19 protein-coding genes are annotated in these 18,852 nt (G+C 38.8%); 7 read left to right on the forward strand and 12 right to left on the reverse strand.

The window, feature by feature from the left end:
• Window positions 1-273 precede the first annotated feature (273 nt).
• The gene (locus tag H5090_RS03025; RefSeq protein WP_182694998.1) at window positions 274-2,643 is read right to left on the reverse strand and encodes a TonB-dependent receptor; all 2,370 of its coding nucleotides are present in this window, start codon (window positions 2,641-2,643) and stop codon (window positions 274-276) included.
• Window positions 2,644-2,858: 215 nt separating this feature from the next.
• Window positions 2,859-3,248, reverse strand: coding sequence for a YkgJ family cysteine cluster protein (locus H5090_RS03030; protein WP_024597255.1), 390 nt, complete (start codon window positions 3,246-3,248; stop codon window positions 2,859-2,861).
• A gap of 280 nt (window positions 3,249-3,528) precedes the next feature.
• On the opposite strand from H5090_RS03030, the gene H5090_RS03035 reads away from it, so the two are divergent.
• Window positions 3,529-3,708: a hypothetical protein gene (locus H5090_RS03035; protein WP_002961145.1), complete on the forward strand. Its 180-nt coding sequence runs from the start codon at window positions 3,529-3,531 to the stop codon at window positions 3,706-3,708.
• 199 nt (window positions 3,709-3,907) lie between these two features.
• Window positions 3,908-4,336 (forward strand): hypothetical protein, encoded by a 429-nt coding sequence (locus H5090_RS03040; protein WP_002961147.1) that lies wholly within the window; start codon window positions 3,908-3,910, stop codon window positions 4,334-4,336.
• A gap of 137 nt (window positions 4,337-4,473) precedes the next feature.
• Here H5090_RS03040 and H5090_RS20760 read toward each other — a convergent pair whose 3' ends face one another.
• The 5 genes from H5090_RS20760 to H5090_RS20775 form a co-directional block, all read right to left on the reverse strand.
• Window positions 4,474-4,635 (reverse strand): alpha/beta fold hydrolase, encoded by a 162-nt coding sequence (locus tag H5090_RS20760; RefSeq protein ID WP_259395030.1) that lies wholly within the window; start codon window positions 4,633-4,635, stop codon window positions 4,474-4,476.
• Entirely contained in the window at window positions 4,608-5,006 is a 399-nt protein-coding gene (locus tag H5090_RS20765; protein WP_259395031.1) for a hypothetical protein, read from the reverse strand. The genes H5090_RS20760 and H5090_RS20765 overlap by 28 nt, the downstream gene beginning before the upstream one ends.
• 96 nt (window positions 5,007-5,102) lie before the next feature.
• Complete coding sequence (locus tag H5090_RS20770; RefSeq protein WP_259395032.1) at window positions 5,103-5,462, reverse strand: alpha/beta fold hydrolase; 360 nt, start codon at window positions 5,460-5,462, stop codon at window positions 5,103-5,105.
• 164 nt (window positions 5,463-5,626) lie between these two features.
• On the reverse strand, window positions 5,627-5,974 hold the full coding sequence (locus tag H5090_RS03050) for a hypothetical protein (RefSeq protein ID WP_182693641.1): 348 nt from the start codon (window positions 5,972-5,974) through the stop codon (window positions 5,627-5,629).
• 237 nt (window positions 5,975-6,211) lie between these two features.
• The gene (locus H5090_RS20775; RefSeq protein WP_259395033.1) at window positions 6,212-6,436 is read right to left on the reverse strand and encodes a hypothetical protein; all 225 of its coding nucleotides are present in this window, start codon (window positions 6,434-6,436) and stop codon (window positions 6,212-6,214) included.
• A gap of 292 nt (window positions 6,437-6,728) precedes the next feature.
• Between H5090_RS20775 and H5090_RS03060 the strand changes: the two genes are divergently transcribed.
• Both H5090_RS03060 and H5090_RS03065 read left to right on the forward strand, forming a co-directional pair.
• Entirely contained in the window at window positions 6,729-7,202 is a 474-nt protein-coding gene (locus tag H5090_RS03060; protein WP_182694999.1) for a hypothetical protein, read from the forward strand.
• 27 nt (window positions 7,203-7,229) lie between these two features.
• Window positions 7,230-7,817 carry a DUF1287 domain-containing protein gene (locus H5090_RS03065; RefSeq protein ID WP_182695000.1) on the forward strand — a complete coding sequence of 196 codons (588 nt, stop codon included), beginning with the start codon at window positions 7,230-7,232 and terminating at the stop codon, window positions 7,815-7,817.
• Window positions 7,818-7,852: 35 nt separating this feature from the next.
• On the opposite strand, the gene yfaE is transcribed toward H5090_RS03065, so the two are convergent.
• From yfaE to ubiG, 5 genes are all read right to left on the reverse strand, one after another.
• Window positions 7,853-8,125 (reverse strand): class I ribonucleotide reductase maintenance protein YfaE, encoded by a 273-nt coding sequence (gene yfaE, locus H5090_RS03070; protein WP_182672601.1) that lies wholly within the window; start codon window positions 8,123-8,125, stop codon window positions 7,853-7,855.
• The gene (gene nrdB / locus H5090_RS03075; protein ID WP_002961159.1) at window positions 8,125-9,255 is read right to left on the reverse strand and encodes a class Ia ribonucleoside-diphosphate reductase subunit beta; all 1,131 of its coding nucleotides are present in this window, start codon (window positions 9,253-9,255) and stop codon (window positions 8,125-8,127) included. The genes yfaE and nrdB overlap by 1 nt, the downstream gene beginning before the upstream one ends.
• 65 nt (window positions 9,256-9,320) lie before the next feature.
• Window positions 9,321-11,603, reverse strand: a complete 2,283-nt coding sequence (nrdA, locus tag H5090_RS03080; RefSeq protein ID WP_002961160.1) for a class 1a ribonucleoside-diphosphate reductase subunit alpha — start codon at window positions 11,601-11,603, stop codon at window positions 9,321-9,323.
• Between the two features lie 408 nt (window positions 11,604-12,011).
• Window positions 12,012-12,692 (reverse strand): HAD family hydrolase, encoded by a 681-nt coding sequence (locus H5090_RS03085; RefSeq protein ID WP_182695001.1) that lies wholly within the window; start codon window positions 12,690-12,692, stop codon window positions 12,012-12,014.
• A complete protein-coding gene (gene ubiG, locus H5090_RS03090; protein ID WP_024597262.1) occupies window positions 12,692-13,402 on the reverse strand; it encodes a bifunctional 2-polyprenyl-6-hydroxyphenol methylase/3-demethylubiquinol 3-O-methyltransferase UbiG in 711 nt (236 codons plus the stop codon). The genes H5090_RS03085 and ubiG overlap by 1 nt, the downstream gene beginning before the upstream one ends.
• 176 nt (window positions 13,403-13,578) lie before the next feature.
• On the opposite strand from ubiG, the gene gyrA reads away from it, so the two are divergent.
• The 3 genes from gyrA to aroA all read left to right on the forward strand — a co-directional run bounded on the left by gyrA (window position 13,579) and on the right by aroA (window position 18,796).
• Window positions 13,579-16,278 carry a DNA topoisomerase (ATP-hydrolyzing) subunit A gene (gyrA, locus tag H5090_RS03095; protein WP_002961163.1) on the forward strand — a complete coding sequence of 900 codons (2,700 nt, stop codon included), beginning with the start codon at window positions 13,579-13,581 and terminating at the stop codon, window positions 16,276-16,278.
• A gap of 158 nt (window positions 16,279-16,436) precedes the next feature.
• Window positions 16,437-17,519 (forward strand): 3-phosphoserine/phosphohydroxythreonine transaminase, encoded by a 1,083-nt coding sequence (gene serC / locus H5090_RS03100; RefSeq protein ID WP_182695002.1) that lies wholly within the window; start codon window positions 16,437-16,439, stop codon window positions 17,517-17,519.
• Window positions 17,519-18,796: a 3-phosphoshikimate 1-carboxyvinyltransferase gene (aroA, locus tag H5090_RS03105; RefSeq protein ID WP_182672604.1), complete on the forward strand. Its 1,278-nt coding sequence runs from the start codon at window positions 17,519-17,521 to the stop codon at window positions 18,794-18,796. Before serC ends, aroA begins: the two co-directional genes overlap by 1 nt.
• Window positions 18,797-18,852 lie beyond the last annotated feature (56 nt).

Genomic DNA, 18,852 nt, shown 5'->3' on the forward strand with positions numbered 1-18,852 from the left:
CAATTCGATTAATTAAGTGATCTATTTTGCGCTAAGAAAATAGGGTTGATAACAAGGCAAAAACTTTTCTAACTAATTGTTATCACTAATTGCTCCTGCATTGCTCTACCTTTTGCATCAATGCAGTCGTATATCATAATTTTTTACGCAGTTAGCGCAAAGTTTAATCCCTTGAATTGATCAAGTATTATTGCCGATCGATATTATATATTCTAAAAATAAAAAAACCGCATTAATAAAATGCGGTTTATAAACTAAAACTACTTTTAATTATTAAAAATAGCCACGAACACCAAAGCGGAAGTTTCTGCCTGGTAGTGGGGCTTTATCTTTAATAAATGAGCTATGTACAAAACCTAACTCATCAGTAATGTTATCAACGTTTATATACAGCTGTGCATCGACACTGCCTAAACCTAATTGGTAATTAGCTTGTGCATCAAATAACGTATAGCCATCAGTTTGAGTTTCAAAGGCAGTTACATCGTTTTGATCAAAGTAATGAGTACCCGTTAATGTTAGTTGTAAGTCACCTAAATCGTACTGTAACTCAGAGCCTAATTTATTGGCAGGGATACGTGGTAAATTACCTTCGTCGTCTTTTAGTTTTGCACGAGTTGAGTCACCAAATACTTTAACCATAGCGCTTGGTGTTACTTGGTAATGCGCGTCAAACTCAATTCCATAAAGCTCTGCGTCTTTACTTGTAAATTGATAAACCGCAACAGCATCGTCATGTGCACCAATAGCTGATTCTAAACCATCTTCTTCATCGTAAACTAACCCCGTATTTTCTTGAAAATAAAAGTTTTTGATATCGTTATAGAAAAAGTTAACGGTGTAACCAAAATCGCCGCTAAAGCGTCTAAAGCTTAAATCTAAGTTTGTTGAAGTTTCCTGCTTGATATTTTCTGGCTCAAAATGCGCTTCATTATCTTCAATATTGTAACCAAGGCCTAGCTCGTAAGTGCCAGTTGCAATGTGTAAACCGTTAGATAAAAGCTCTGCCGAAAGTGGTGCTCGTTCTGAATGAGAAATACTCGTAGCGATACTATGACCTGGCTTGTATTGCCAAATGGCACCAGCAGAGGCACTTAAATTGGTAAAACTTTCATTATACCCAATGGTTTCTTCGTCGCTGTGATCTATTTCTACTTCATCGTGGCTATGCTCGTGTGCCATGATTTGGCTTTCAATTTTGTAATCTTCAACACGTGCGCCAAGTTCAATTGTAATGTCGCCAAATTCACGCTCTTCTAGTAAATATAATGCGTTAGTTGTAGTTACACTTGCGGGTGTAAAGGCTTCTTCACCAATTGCATCGTAGTCAGAATCGCTGTAGTGATAGCCCATCATTCCGTGCCAATCAGCAAACTTATGCTCTACATTTAAACGTGCTTCAGTCGTTTTATTTTTAAAAGTAGTACCAATTTCGCCATCTTCAATTTCGCTGTGCGAGTAATCTGTGTAGCCAACACGTAGGTTGATGGTTTCAATCCAGTTATTATGAAGGGCGTAACTTACAAGCCCTTGCCAGCGATCTTGCTCTAAATGTGCATAAACCGGCTCTTCAGCTGCTTCGTCTTCATGTTCTGCATGCTCTTCTTCAGTTTCACCTTCGTGATCGTGATGATGCTCATGCCCAGGAATACCGTAATCGGTATCAATACTACCGTACGAAAAACCAATCGTTAAATGATCGCCAACATAGCTAGTACCAAAGTTAAGTGTTTCGCTATCAATAAAAGTATTTTCTACAGAATTCTCTGTTTCTACATCGCCATCATCGTCGGCAATAGTGAAGGTGGGTGTTTGGTAATCATCGCCACTGCGCTTAGTGCCATCAAAATGAAGGTTAAAGCCTTCATTACCTGTTTCAAGTTTTGCAGCTACTGTGTTTGAGTTTGACACTGTATCGTGGCTGTATTCAGCAGCACCCGTAAGCTCGTCGATATTGTCTGTAGGAATGCGGTTATCAACCACGTTTACAACACCGCCAATTGCACCAGAGCCATAAAGTAGGGTACTTGGGCCACGTAATACTTCAATTTGTTCTGCTGCTAGGCTATCGCTTGATGTCGCATGGTCTGGGCCAATACGTGATGCATCGCTGGCATCTAATCCGTTTTGTGTGATTTTAACGCGAGGGCCATCTAAACCACGAATAATTGGGCTTGATGATACAGGGCCAAAGTAACTTGCATTTACGCCTGGTAAACCTTTTAGCGTTTCACCAAGAGTTGGTTTAGATTTATTTCTTAATTCATCACCTGAGAGCACGCTTACTGGCGATATCATCTCGAGGCTATTTTTATGAAGTGCAGAGGCATAAACAACCACTGTCTCAACTGATGTTGGCTTAAGTGACACAGACAGATTATTTGAAGATTCGCTTACAGCAATACGAGAGTCTACGTAGTTGTCTTTACTAATATGTAATTGGCTATTTGCATCGATTTCTATAGCAAATTCGCCTAAATCATTACTTTTAACGCTTTGGTTTTTGCCATGCACATGAATTGAGGCATTTTTGATTGGTTGATTTTTATCATCCATTACTTTACCAGTAACAGTGGCAGCCAAAGCTGATTGAGAACATAAAACAGAAAAAATAGCAGAGGAGATTAATGTTAACTTTGTCATGGATATATTGGTTCGCGGTTATTATGTTGTGATATAATATAACACCGCAAAATCAGTGAATCAACAATGTTATAGTATAACTTTGTGTTTTGCGATGAATGATCTAAAAATGACGATTAAACCAATTTTATAAAAATTATAATAATAGGTATGTTAATAGAAATACTTATTTATTTAAGTGCGAGACTCATAGCGCTGCAGGTTTATCTGGGTATTTAAGAGCGGCTATCTATCATTATCAAATCTAGTTTATGCTGCGCTCTTGTCTGGTTTGTTATATCTATAGATTCAATCATTTCGCATTCGTCGCGGATCATCTCTGAAATAAGGCTAGGGTAGTGACGGCAGTCTTCTGGACGGTCAAGGTAAATACTGCAGGTATACATATTTTTAGCGAGAGGCTCCTTTTTAGGCGCAATTTCTAAAAATGGGCACACTTGAAGTCTTAAGCCTGTTTTTGGGTCAAACCAAATTTCGTTGTTTTTAACGTACTCATAAATTTCGGGGTTAAAGAGCTCCCATAAACCTATTTCTTCTTTCGTTGCGCTTAAGTCGCCGCCACCATATTTAATACAGCATTTACCACACTGGTTGCACTCTTTCATAATTTGCTAATTTAGTTGGCTGTTAACACATTTAAGTTAGGTATTAGTGTAGCACCAAATTTATTATTAACGCTCTACTGAATTGCCCCAGTGTTTGCTTTTTGGGTGTGTAAAAAAGTTAGATACAATAACTTAAGTTAAAACCCCTTGTTACATTTTATATAGTACAGGCTTTATTTAATGCTTTACTCTAAGGTGGCGAAAAATATTATGAAACCTGCTTGGGCAGCTTTGTAGTTATTAAATGTTGCTGAGCGGGATCCCTAAGTAGGATGTAATTATGAAAGAAGCTGTTACTAAGTTAAAAACAGAATTTAATGCAAAGTTATTATATTGGAACAACCTCAAAAGTAGTAAAGCCAAAGCGGCAATCATCTTATTATTTATAGTTGTCATTGCACTTAAAGTGTTTACGACCATCTTTACGTTGGATTGGGTTGCAAGTTTATTCAGTGTGTGAGGTTACTAAGAGTAATTGCGATAAAGTTTAATTACAGTGTGTTTAACGCCTACGCGATGTTCATTATTAATGTATTATTACGCTATACACCAAATTAAATAAATCAGTTGTTTAAATACATTTTATAATGACTGTAATGATACATTTTAGCTAAATTGAGTCAGTAAATTAGTTTAGTTGCACTAAAGGATAACCAGTGATGATGAATACAAAAATATATAAAGCGGTACATGACCTAGCAGAAGATTTAATGGCGGCGGCTAACAAAAATAACCGAGAAAAATTTGAATCTTTATTTGCTCAATTAAAAGCGATTTGTATTGAAAACGAAAATACCTCAAAAGATCACCCAGTACAATGGGAAACTTTGGCTGATTTTACCGAAGAGCTAGAAGAGGCAATCACGACTTATGAAAAAGCATTAGAAAAGTCTGTTGCGATTAATAACAAAGATCACATGTCATCAGTTTCTTTTTCAATGGCTACACTGCAGCTAGAACTTGGTCAAAAAGACGAGGCTATTAAAAATCTTCAAAATGCTAAGGTTAGTGCTAATAAAATTGAAGATAAAGAGCTTAAAGCTGAAATACACGATCTACTAGAGTCACTTATTGAAGAAGAAGGTTAAATACTTAAAATTTACTAGCTCAGACTTGATCTGACAGTTACCCATATTAAATACTATTTCTTTGGATTTAGCTTAAGTTAGTACAATTTAATGAAACGCTGATGGTTTATACCCTCAGCGTTTTTTATTTCCGCTATTTATAGCTTATCCATAAAGTTCACAATGTACTTTGCAATCTCAACTGGTTTTTCTTCAACACTAAAGTGTCCTGAATCGAGTAAATGTATTTCAGCGTTCGGTACATCTTTTAAATATGCTTTAGCGCCTGCGGCTATAAACGCAGGGTCGTTTTTACCCATACAATTAATGTTGCTGGTTGGTACTTGCGTAAATAAGCTTGCCATTTAGGGTAGTCGAGAAGGTTATTGTAGTAATCTTGTAGCAATTGTACTTGAATTACTCTATCGGATTTAGTTTGTAAAAAGTGAAGATCGTGCATCCAGCTATTAGGGCTCATTACTTCTGGGTTACTTTGTACGTTTCGTAAATATTGCTTATTAATAATGGCTTTATTAGACGTGAACGAATAAATTTTATCACTCTGCGCTTGTGATTTGTCCTCATTCGCGGCTTTAAAAAAAGCTTGCCTCGGTAGGGTTAGCCCCTCTAAATACGCATTACCATTTTGTACAATAAGTGCATCAAGTTTATTTGGGTTATTTAATAACATTCTAAAGCCCACAGGAGCTCCAAAGTCGTGTATATAAAGGCTGTAGCGCTTTACTTTAAGTGTTGTTAGTAATCCTTCAACGTATTGAGCTAGAAATTAAAAAGTATATTTTTGAGTTTTTGGGTTTGGGCGTGCGCTATAACCAGAGCCTAAATAATCAGGTGCAATCACATGATAACGACCTGATAAGAGTGGGATCAATTCTCGGTAGCTGTGTGAAGACGACGGATACCCATGTAAAAGTACAATGGTTTGCTTATGCTGCGCGCCAGCTTCTCGGTAAAATATCTTTTTACCGTTTACATTTGCATATTTGTAAGTGGTTTTTGAAGGCCATACTGCATCAGCGGCATATACTTGAGCGGTAAACGTAGATATTGAAACAAATAAAAACACAATAAATGAGACGATGTGAGCAGGTTTTACTTTAAGGCTTTTTTGTATATCTAGGTGCATTAGTAAACTCGTTATTTTTGGTAATGACGCTTTATTTATTTACCAGACCTATTATTTACACATTTATATTCAGATAATAACGTTGTAGTTTCACAGCAAAGAAGTGTACAGCAGGAGTAAGTGCAGCTTTGGACCTTACAAGATACTGATGAGCCAACAGTGGGCTAGGGCGTTAGCTCTTTATTGACCGCTTTTTTGTATTTGAAATAGCTTATTAAATAAACGGCTATTGGAATCGTTGGGCTTAAAAATATGTGAGGATGGAAATAGATACCGCGTTCGTCATATAGAAACACATATAACACGACCGCAAACGTTGAAGGTAAGGGGAAGATGATTGCACCGTGCCCAACAGCAGCAAATAGTGTCCACGAGAAAACACTAGGCCAAAGCACTGCTCTGATGTAAGCACCTTTATTAGTCGCTTTAGCCTTTTTAGCGTAATTACGTGAAACAAAATAAGATATTACCGTTGGAAACAAAGTTAAAATGATACTTAGCAGTATAAGCATAGTGATTCAATTCCTTTTGATATTATTTGCATAACCCAGTTTTTCACAATGTGTTAATTGGTTTGGATTAATACCGTTTTTAAAGCAGCAATTTGCTTAATTTCATCAGTTGTTAATGCTTGATATAACCTAGGGTAGGGCCAACCATAGCCCCATCTGAAAGTCGATGGTATATAAGGGCTGCCACCAAATCGAACTCCAGCAAGCATAATGTTCGCTATACTCGTTTCGCCGGCTTCAATAACACTGTTGCAAGGCTTTATCTGCTTCTAAACGTTGCCAATAAGTGCCACCTTGCCAGTAGGCGTAGTCGTGCGCTTTACAACATGCAAGCCACAACTTTTTATCTTTTGTGGTGCCGTCCGGAAAAGCACTACAGCCATCTGATGTGAACGGTTTTATATTTTCAGCATTTACTGTATTACTTAATATGCTCAGTAAGACAATGGGACTGAAACGCATTATTTTCATGCGAAAGAGTGTATTAGTAAAATTATACATGATTCTAAGTGTTACTGTTTTAGTTACAAATAATAACACTTTAAAAAGTATAAAAAGGTTTTTACTGTTTATAGACCGGTTATGCTTATATGATAATTTTGATTTAGAGCTTTGTGTTTAGATATTCTATGTGTTCTATTTTCTTCGCTAGTTGCGAGGTGTTAATACTAAAAGTGCTGGTTAAAAAATTTACTACAATATTAGATTAAGGTTTACACATGGTGTGTTGCATTTGTACTTTAGGAGAGGAGCTGTGCTAGAACAAATAGAAAATTGGATTGACGCTACAAATTTAAAATACAGTAGTCAAAAAGTGAGTTGTGATAAATTCAGTAATGAATTTTATGGGTTTTATCCTGCCGAGTTTTTAATAAACGCGTATTACGTTGTTGTAGACCAAATACCAAAGCCAGACTTTGCGGGTCTGCGAGAAATGGGTTTAGGCGATTTTGTAGATATGGATGCAGCAGGTATCACGTATAAAAATACCTATTATATACTTCCTGATGCTGCCAAAGATTTGAGGGTTCATTTTCATGAGCTTGTGCATGTAGCGCAGTGGCTCAAACTTGGCCCAGACGTGTTTATCCTACGTTACATTAGCGAAATTCAACGTGTGGGATACAACGACGCACCGCTTGAAAAAATGGCATACGCTCTGGATGAGCAATTCGTAAGTAAAGGCGATAAAATAGATGTGCCTAAGTACGTATCTCAAACGCTGTAATTCAACCTTAGGTTTAAAGGAATTTATATGAACAAGGTTATTGGGTGTTTACTTACTTTAGCGTGTATTAATAGTAATGCAGCATCGTTTGAAGAAGATATTGTTTCAGCTCTGCTTGAGCGTACAACTCATGATGTGACTTACGACGGCGCTTATCGCTCTATTGGCTACCCTGGTGGGGATGTACCTAAAAATATAGGTGTGTGCACCGATGTAATAATTAGAAGTTACAGAAAGTTAGGTGTTGATTTACAGAAACTCGTGCATGAAGACATGCAAAAAAACTTTGCGCTGTATCCATCTAAACGTATTTGGGGCTTAACTAAGACTGATAAAAATATAGATCACCGACGTGTTCCAAATTTACAAGCTTACTTTGAGCGCCATGCAAACGTATTAAGTAAATCCAACAAAGTGAGTGATTATAAAACCGGTGATATAGTAACGTGGATGTTACCAGGTAATTTACCTCATATAGGTATGGTGATTAATGAGTTATCTCAAGATACGGGTAACCCACTTATTGTGCATAATATAGGGCGTGGTCCGCAAAAAAGCGATATGCTTTTTGATTATAAAATTACCGGACATTACCGGTTCGTTCCACACTATTGATAAGTTTAATAAACGATGGATGTAAGTATTGATTTTTATTTCAGATCAATACTTACATTGCCATTGGGTTTACAGCAGCACAACAGTATTTCGCCTTCGCGTACAAACGCAAGTGGCTCTTCGTTATACTCAACACTGCCTGACACTAACGTTGCTCTACAAGCGCCGCAATAGCCTTCACGGCATTGGAATGCGACGTCTATTTTCATGGATTCTAAGCAGTGTAAAAGAGAAGGGCAGCCAGCGGTAAATTCTATACACTGGCTGTTTTCTGCAAGCGTTATGCTTGCAGTAGACTTGTCACTCATTATAAATCAAAATCACCAAATTCTGATGCATCAACTTGAGAGTCTATTTGACCAACAAGGTATGAGCTTATTTCTGCTTCTTGTGGTGCTACTTGCACGTTATCAGACACTAACCACGAGTTTATCCACGGGATAGGGTTACTGTTATTTTCAAACTGTGCTGGCAAACCAATCGCAGTCATACGTGCATTGGTAATGTATTCAACGTACTGACATAAAATATGTTTATTTAAGCCAATCATTGAACCATCTTTAAATAAGTATTCGGCCCACTCTTTTTCTTGCTCTGCAGCATCAACAAACATTTTAATTGCTTCGTCGCGGCACTGGGCAGCAACAATCGCCATTTCTGGATCGTCCTTACCGTCTTGCATGATGTTTAAAATATGCTGAGTACCAGAAAGGTGAAGTGCTTCATCGCGTGCAATTAGCTTGATGATTTTAGCGTTACCTTCCATTAGCTCGCGCTCAGCAAATGCAAACGAACATGCAAAACTTACGTAAAAGCGAATCGCTTCAAGAATATTTACCGACATCATAGCCAGGTAAAGTTTCTTTTTAAGCTCAAATAAATTAATGATAACTGTTTTACCGTTAATCTCGTGTTTGCCTTCACCGTATAAGTTGTAAAGCGATACAGAGTTAATTAAGTCATCGTAGTATTTAGTTACGGCATCAGCACGTTCGCTAATTTTATCGTTGCTAACAATGTCATCAAAAATAAGCTCAGGTGCTTGTGTTACGTTACGGATAATATGTGTGTATGAGCGGCTGTGAATTGTTTCACTGAACGCCCACGTTTCTATCCATGTTTCAAGCTCTGGTAGCGATACAATTGGAAGTAGAGCCACGTTTGGCGAACGACCTTGTACACTATCAAGCAGTGTTTGGTATTTTAAGTTGCTTAAAAATATATGCTTTTCGTGATCTGGTAATGCTTGAAAGTCTAAACGGTCTTTACTTACATCTACTTCCTCAGGACGCCAAAAGAAAGACAGTTGCTTTTCAATTAACTTTTCAAAAATTGGGTATTTTTGTTGGTCGTAACGAGATACGTTTACAGTTTGGCCAAAAAACATTGGCTCTTGCATTTGGTTATTATGGTTTCGGCTAAAAGTAGTATAAGACATGTTTATCACTCAAAAAACTATCAGAAAAAGCGGGCTAAATGCCCGCTTAAAATAAAAATCAGCAGTTATATTTTACACGCGCCGCCTTCACAATCGTCATCTTCCACTTCTGGAGCATCTTCTTGTGAATCTGAGGCGCCATCGCGAGTATTGTGGTAATACAAGGTTTTAACACCTAGTTTGTACGCGCTTAGTAAGTCTTTTAATAAGACTTGCATAGGTACTTTACCGCCTTCGAACTTGTTTGGATCATAATTTGTATTTGCAGAAATTGTTTGGTCAACAAATTTTTGCATTATGCCAACAAGTTGTAGATAACCATCGTTTGATGGAATGTCCCATAGTAGCTCGTACTGATCTTTTAAACGCTCATACTCAGGAACAACTTGTTTTAAAATACCGTCTTTACTTGCTTTAACGCTAATATGCCCACGTGGTGGCTCAATACCGTTAGTTGCGTTAGAGATTTGCGACGATGTTTCTGATGGCATTAATGCACTTAGTGTTGAGTTACGCATACCGTGCTCTTTAATACTTGCACGTAGTGTATCCCAATCAAGATGAAGTGGCTCATCACAAATTTTATCTAAATCACGTTTATACGTATCTGTTGGCATAATACCTTGTGAATACGTTGTCTCGTTAAACTTAGGACATGCGCCACGTTCTTTAGCAAGCTCGTTTGATGCTTTCATCAAGTAATATTGAATAGCTTCAAAGGTTTTATGCGTTAATGCATTAGCGCTGCCATCAGAATAACGCTTACCGTTTTTAGCTAGGTAGTATGCGTAGTTAATTACGCCTATTCCTAGTGTACGACGACCCATAGTTGCATTTTTAGCAGCCGGTACAGGGTAGTCTTGGAAATCAAGTAAGTTATCAAGTGCGCGTACTGCAAGTTCAGCTAGCTCTTCAAGCTCATCAAGTGACTCTATTGCACCTAGGTTAAACGCAGAAAGTGTACAAAGGGCAATTTCGCCTTCTTCGTCATTCACGTTATTAAGTGGCTTAGTTGGCAATGCAATTTCTAAACATAAGTTAGATTGGCGAATTGGCGCAACTTTAGAAATAAATGGGCTGTGTGTATTACAGTGATCCACATTTTGTAAATAAATACGACCAGTACTTGCACGCTCTTGTGCAAACATAGAGAAAAGCTCAATGGCTTTAATGCGTTTTTTACGAATAGACTCGTCTTGTTCGTATTTAACGTAAAGTGCGTCAAACTCAGCTTGGTCTTCAAAAAATGCATCATAAAGGCCAGGCACATCTGATGGGCTAAATAACGTAATGTAGTCGTCTTTAATTAAACGAGAGTACATTAGTTTATTAAACTGTACGCCGTAATCTAGGTGACGAACGCGGTTGTCATCTACACCACGGTTATTTTTAAGTACAAGTAGGTTCTCTACTTCTAAATGCCAAAGCGGGTAGAATAATGTTGCTGCGCCGCCACGTACACCACCTTGTGAACAACTTTTAACCGCTGTTTGAAAGTGCTTATAAAAAGGGATACAACCTGTGTGATACGCTTCGCCGTTACGAATATGGCTACCTAGCGCACGAATTCGACCTGCATTAATACCAATTCCCGCACGTTGTGAAACGTATTTAACAATAGCTGACGACGTTGCATTGATTGAATCAAGGCTGTCGCCACATTCAATCAATACACACGAGCTAAACTGGCGAGTAGGCGTACGTACACCCGACATAATTGGCGTTGGTAGAGATATTTTAAATAAAGATACTGCATCGTAAAAACGTTTAATGTAATCAGTACGTGTTTCACGTGGGTAATCTGAAAATAAGCTTGCCGCAACTAAAATATATAAAAACTGTGCACTTTCGTATATTTCACCCGATACACGGTTTTGAACGAGGTACTTACCTTCAAGTTGCTTTACAGCAGCGTAGCTAAAGTTAAGATCGCGAGAATGATCAAGGTATGCATCAAGCTCATCTAACTCTTGCTCTGTGTAATCTACTAGTAAATGAGCATCGTAGCGTTTATCGCCAACCATTTTTGTTACGTGGTCAAATAAACGTGGTGGCTCAAATTGACCGTATGCTTTTTTACGTAAATGGAATACAGCTAAACGTGCAGCTAAGTATTGGTAATCAGGCGATTCTTTTGAAATCTGATCCGCTGCTGCTTTAATGATGGTTTCGTGAATGTCTTTAGTACGAATACCGTCGTAAAACTGAATGTGCGACTTTAATTCAACTTGCGAAACCGAAACGTTGTTTAAACCTTCGGCGGCCCACTCAATAACGCGATGGATCTTATCCAGATCAAGAGGCTCTTTACGCCCGTCACGTTTGCTTACAGATAACTGTTGGTTCATTTGCCTGTATTCCTTGGGAATTATGTATTTTGACCAATGCTTTATACCTCGCCGAGGCAAGGTATATACTCATTTATTATAAGTTTCGCCATATTTGCGAATTTAATTGAATAACATTTGGCCACAATATCTGGTGTTGTTCAATTTAGAGATCACAAGATAGTGTGGTCTGAGTTGTTTTGCAAGGGACATAATTGCCCCTATTTGTGGATAACTTCGGGATAACGTATTTGTGTTAGTAGATACTCACCTTCGAACAATCATTTAAGTTGAAATATGCAAAAATCAACTAATGATCTGCTAAATTTACGCATTTTAAAAATAAATTTTGACTGCTTTTTTTATCAGCAAGCTTTGCGTAAAAACTAACACAATCACAATATATAGTGTTTATTAATTAACATGGCACTATATATGGTTAAAACCATCAATTGGGCTTTGCCAGTTAAAATCAGCATTCCAGCTGTTGGCTTCATCAATACTTGGTATGTAACCCCAAAGTGCCGTTGCGGTATGCATACCTGCGGCTTTGCCTGCTTGTATGTCTCGCTGTGCATCACCAATGTACAAACAGCGTTTTGGTTGCACTCCCATAAGCTTTGCACAGTGTAGCAGCGGTAAAGGGGATGGCTTAGCTTCAGCTAAGGTGTCGCCACTTATTACTACACTAGCATTTTTCAATGCGGGAATTGCTGCCACTAAAGGATCAGTTAAAAACCCTGGTTTGTTAGTCATGATCCCCCATTTGATCTTTTTCTGATCAAGGGCAATAAGCAACGATTCAACACCGCTGAAGCAATGTGTGTGATTTGCTATGTTTGCAGCGTATTCGTCAACTAATTGCTTAATAAGCTCGCTTTGAGGTTGTGTGTCCCATAACTCTTTAAAACCAGCCTCTAATAATGCGCCTGCGCCGTTAGATGCCGCAGGACGGTATACATCACTACTAACAGGCTCTATTTTATTATTAATGAGAACTGCATTTAAAGCCGCACCTAAATCATCAGCGGTGTCGAGTAGAGTGCCGTCTAAATCAAATAAAAATGCATCGTACTCAATAAGGGGGAGGGGGGCTTGAGAGTTAGCCATTAAGCTAACTTCTCGAAGTACAGTATGTAATTTACGCTAACGTCACTATTGAGCGTATATTGCTTTGATAGTGGGTTATAAGAAAGGCCTGTACTTGCACGAACTTTTAAACCCGCTTGCTCTGCCCATGTAATAAGCTGTGCAGGTTTTATAAACTTTTTATGGTCGTGTGTACCTTCAGGCACCATTTTTAAAAGCTTTTCAGCACCAACAATAGCGTATAAATATGCTTTAGGTGTTTTGTTTAGGGTTGAAAAAAACACGTCTGCGCCTGGTTTGGCAAGTGCAGCTACGGCATGAATGATAGATGCTGGGTCGGGAACGTGCTCAAGCATTTCCATACAGGTTATTACATCAAAGCGCTCTGGGTGTTGCGATGCAAACTCTTCTGCTGGCACTTTTATGTAATCTACATTTACGCCAGTTTCTAAACTGTGCAACTTAGCAACAGTTAAAGGCTCTTGCCCCATATCGATGCCAGTTACTTTTGCGCCCATGCGCGCCATGCTTTGGCTTAAAATACCGCCACCACAGCCAACATCGAGTGTTTCTTTATCGAATAAGCCTTGCGTTTTGTTTGCTATAAAGTCTAAACGTAACGGGTTAATTTCGTGAAGAGGTTTGAATTCTCCGTCTAGGTCCCACCAACGCTCGGCGATGGCTTCAAATTTTGCTATTTCTGCGTGATCTACATTTTGATGTTCGGTCATAAAATACTTCCTCGTCAATCTGAGGCCATTATATAGGGCTAAATTGATAAATCGCAAAGTTTTGCGCCTGTAAATTAAAATTAATTGTGATAGCATGGCTGTTAGAAATAATAACAATACTCTTAATACCCAATACCGGGTTGTTGAGAGCTGATACTGAAGGAATGTGATATCAAATGACTGATCTCGCCAATGAAATTCTGCCAGTCAATATTGAAGACGAGTTAAAAAACTCCTACTTAGATTACGCAATGAGCGTAATTGTAGGACGTGCATTACCAGACGTACGTGACGGCTTAAAACCTGTTCATCGCCGCGTTTTGTTTGCAATGAACGAGCTTAGTAATGACTGGAACAAGCCTTACAAAAAATCGGCCCGTGTGGTCGGTGACGTAATCGGTAAATACCACCCACACGGCGACAGTGCAGTTTATGACACGATAGTTCGTATGGCTCAGCCATTCTCACTGCGTTATATGCTAGTAGATGGCCAAGGTAACTTCGGTTCGGTTGATGGTGATTCAGCAGCGGCAATGCGTTATACAGAAGTACGTATGGCTAAAATGTCGCATGAGTTATTAGCCGATCTTGAAAAAGAAACGGTTGATTTCGTTCCTAACTACGATGGCACTGAGTTCATCCCTGATGTTTTACCAACGAAAGTTCCTAATTTATTAGTGAATGGTTCGTCAGGTATTGCAGTAGGTATGGCTACAAATATACCACCACATAACTTAACTGAAGTTGTAAATGGTTGTTTGGCACTTATTCAAAATCCAGATTTAACTATTTTAGAGTTAATGGATTATATTCCTGGTCCTGATTTCCCAACGGCTGCAATTATCAACGGTAAGAAGGGTATTGAACAAGCCTACTTAACTGGCCGTGGTAAAGTGTACATGCGTGCACGCGCCGACATCGAAACCGATGAAAAAACAGGCCGTGAAACAATCATCGTTCACGAAATTCCTTATCAAGTTAATAAAGCTCGTTTAATTGAAAAAATTGCTGAGCTGGTTAAAGATAAGAAAATTGAAGGTATTAGTGCGCTACGTGATGAATCAGATAAAGACGGTATGCGTATCGTTATTGAAATCAAACGTGGTGACGTAGGCGAAGTTATTTTAAACAACTTGTATTCACAAACTCAGTTACAAACTGTGTTTGGTATGAATATGGTTGCGCTAATTAATAACCAACCTAAATGTTTCAATTTAAAAGAAATGTTAGAAGAGTTTATTATTCACCGTCGTGAAGTAGTAACTCGTCGTACAGTATTTGATTTACGTAAAGCCCGTGACCGTGCACACACGCTTGAAGGCTTAGCGATTGCGCTTGCGAACATTGACCCAATTATCGAACTTATTCGTAAATCCCCTACACCTGCTGAAGCTAAAATTGCTTTAACAGCGCGTCCGTGGGAATTAGGTAATGTACAAGGTATGCTTGAAAAAGCAGGTGAAGACAATGTTGCTCGTCCAGATTGGTTAGCAAGCGAACTTGGTATTCGCGATGGTCAATATTATATCTCTGAGCAACAAGCTCAAGCAATTCTTGATTTGCGTTTACATAAGCTAACAGGTCTTGAACACGAAAAAATCTTGACCGAATACCAAGCGTTATTAGAACTAATTGCTGAACTACTTTATATTTTGGCAACTCCTGAGCGTTTAATGGAAGTTATACGTGACGAGCTAGTTGAAATTAAAGAGCAATATGGTGATGAGCGTCGCACTGAAATTAATGCAGCTGCTCACGATATCAGCCTTGAAGACTTAATTACCGAAGAAAACGTAGTCGTAACGCTTTCTCACGAAGGTTATGTGAAGTATCAAGCATTGTCTGATTACGAAGCACAGCGTCGTGGTGGTAAAGGTAAGTCAGCAACGAAGATGAAAGATGAAGATTTCATCGAACGTCTATTAGTTGCAAATACACACGATACTATATTGTGTTTCTCTACGGCCGGTCGTTTATATTGGCTTAAAGTATATCAGTTACCATTAGCGAGTCGTGCAGCGCGCGGTAAGCCAATTGTTAACTTGTTACCACTTGAAGCTGATGAACGTATTACTGCTATATTGCCAGTACGCGAGTACGCAGAAGATAAATACATCTTTATGGCAACAGCATTTGGTACAGTTAAGAAAACACCATTAACGGCTTACAGTCGTCAACGTGCAAGCGGTATTATTGCTGTTAACTTAAATGATGGCGATAGCCTGATTGGGGTTGATATTACCGATGGTAGCAACGAAATTATGTTGTTCACTGATGCAGGTAAAGTTGTACGCTTTAAAGAAGCTGAAGAAACAACAGTTGTTGATGAAAACGGTAACCCAGTATTAGACGAAGAAGGTAACCCTGAGATTCGTTTCAAAGGCGTTCGCCCAATGGGTCGTACCGCTACAGGTGTTCGTGGTATTAAAATGGCCGATGATCAACGCGTAGTATCGTTAATTGTACCAAAAACTGACGGTGCTATTTTAACGGTAACTGAAAATGGTTACGGTAAGCGTACACAACTAGAAGATTACCCATCTAAGAGCCGTGCAACACAGGGTGTTGTATCTATCAAGGTGAGTGAGCGTAACGGTGCTGTTGTTGGCGCTGTACAAGTTGATGATAACGACGAAATCATGATTATTTCAAATCGTGGTACCTTAGTACGTACTCGCGTTAATGAAGTTTCTACGGTTGGACGTAACACCCAAGGTGTTATTTTGATCAGAACTATTGACGAAGAGCAAGTAGTTGGTTTACAACGTATAGAAGAGATTGAAGTTACAGAAAGTGACTTGATTGATATTGAAGACGTTGAAACTGTAGATACGGTTATTGATGAAGTAGCGGATGATAATCCTCCTTCAGAATAATTGATATTGAAAAAGCGGCCTTGGCCGCTTTTTTTAATGTTGTTGAAAAAAATTAATAGGGTGTGAAGTTATATTCATTCACTAAAACTCAAAGGTTTAGTGGGTGGGTATTGAGCATTCATGCTAAGTAGTTAAATTACTGGAATGAGGCAAAGGTAATGAGTAAATATAATTTTTGTGCGGGGCCAGCTATGCTTCCGCAAGCGGTTATGAAAAAAGCACAAAAAGAGTTTCTAGATTGGCAAGATTTAGGTGTGTCTGTGATGGAAATAAGCCATCGTAGCAAAGAGTTTTTAGCCCTTACAGCTAAATGTGAAGCCAGCCTTCGTCGCCTAATGAATATCAGTGATGAATTTGAAGTGCTGTTTATGCATGGTGGTGGTCGTGGTCAGTTTAGTGCTGTGCCATTAAATTTACACCAAGAAGGCAAAGCTGCGGTTTATTGCGAAAATGGCGTGTGGTCAAAAAGTGCAACAGACGAGGCCAACAAGTTTACTCAAACAACCTCTATTGATGTGCGTAATGATGCCAATGGCGAGTTTTCTATTAAACAGGTTGCTGATTGGGTGTTACCAGAAGATGCATCTTACATTCACTATTGCCCTAACGAAACGGTTGACGGCTTAGAAATTTTTGATGTACCAAGCCACCCAACTGCACCGATCGTTGCTGATATGTCGTCAACTATTTTATCACGCGAGATAGACGTTAATAAATTTGATTTAATTTACGCTGGTGCGCAAAAAAATATCGGCCCGTCGGGCATATCAATCGTTATTGTTCGTAAAACATTACTTGAGCGTGAAGGCTTACCTAAGCCAGGCATTTTAGATTACGCATTAGAAGCAAAACAAGGCAGCATGTTTAACACGCCTCCTACATTTGCTTGGTATTTAGCTGCTGAAGTATTTCAATGGCTTGAAAGTAATGGTGGCGTAAAAGCGATGGAAGTTCAAAATATTGCTAAAGCGCAGCTACTTTATGACTTTATTGATGAATCGATCTTTTATACCAATAAAGTAGCTAAACATTGCCGTTCACGTATGAATGTTCCGTTTTGGCTTAATGATGAAAGCTTAAATGATAAGTTTGTTGCTCAGTCTAAAGATGCAGGGTTACTTGCTCTTGAAGGCCACAGAATTGTGGGCGGTATGCGCGCAAGTATTTATAACGCAATGCCTATTGAAGGTGTTCAAGCACTTGTAGACTTTATGGCTGCTTTTGCAAAGGAGCACAGCTAATGGAGCAGCTTCGTTTAGAACCTATTTCTAGAGTAAATGGCACAGTAACCCTACCAGGTTCAAAGAGTCTATCGAACAGAATTTTATTATTAGCAGCACTTGCAAGCGGTACTACCGTTGTAGAAAACTTACTTGATAGTGACGATATACGCCATATGCTGGGCGCCTTAAAGTTATTAGGTGTAAATGTAACTTTAAATGATGACCGCACTGTAGCCACCGTAGAGGGTGTTAGTGGTGTGTTTAATACACCGACTGAGCCATTGTTTTTAGGTAATGCGGGTACTGCTTATAGACCTTTAACGGCAGTACTTGCTGGCGTTGCTGGTGAATACGAGCTAATAGGCGAGCCACGTATGGAAGAGCGCCCGATAGGGCACTTGGTTGACGCGCTGCAAGCATTGGGTGGTGATGTTACTTATACAAAGCACAAAGACTACCCACCACTTAAAATTGTCGGTGGCCAAATAAAAGGCGGTGAGGTTGAAATTGACGGCAGTATTTCAAGTCAATTTTTAACCGCTCTATTAATGGCAGCGCCATTATTTAACGGTGATACAACAATAACTATTAAAGGTACTTTAGTCTCTAAACCTTATATTGATATTACACTTGATGTAATGGCACGTTTTGGAGTTAATGTTGAGCACAGTGATTATGCAACTTTTAAAGTTAAAGGTGGTCAACAGTATCAATCATTAGATCGCATAATGGTTGAAGGCGATGCATCTTCTGCCTCTTACTTTGTTGCTGCGGCTGCAATTGCAGGCGGTGAGATTGAAATTAAGGGCGTGGGTGCCAAATCGGTGCAAGGTGATATAGGCTTTGCCAAAGTAATGGAGCAAGTAGGCGCAAAAATTGATTGGTATGATGAGCGTTTAGTTGTTCGCAAAGGCGAACTAAAAGGCGTGGATATTGACGCCAATGCAATTCCTGATGCAGCCATGACTCTTGCAACTGTTGCTCTTTTTGCCAAAGGCCCAACAGCCATTCGTAACATTTATAACTGGCGAGTAAAAGAGACAGACCGTTTATATGCAATGGCAACTGAGCTTCGTAAAGTAGGCGCACAGGTTGTAGAAGGTGAAGATTTTATAGAGATCACCCCACCTGAAACATTTAATGATGTTGCTGTTGATACTTACGACGATCACCGTATAGCCATGTGTTTTGCAATGGTTGCTGTTGGTGGAAAGCCAATAACAATTAATGATCCAAAGTGTACCTATAAAACATTTCCTACATTTTTCAATGTTTTAGCGTCAGTCAGTGAATAAGCTAATTAGAAGTAATTACAAAAGTTACACACTAATAGCAGATATATTTTAATAAC

This window comes from Pseudoalteromonas sp. SR43-5 (genome assembly GCF_014163835.1).
GTDB lineage: Bacteria > Pseudomonadota > Gammaproteobacteria > Enterobacterales > Alteromonadaceae > Pseudoalteromonas > Pseudoalteromonas distincta.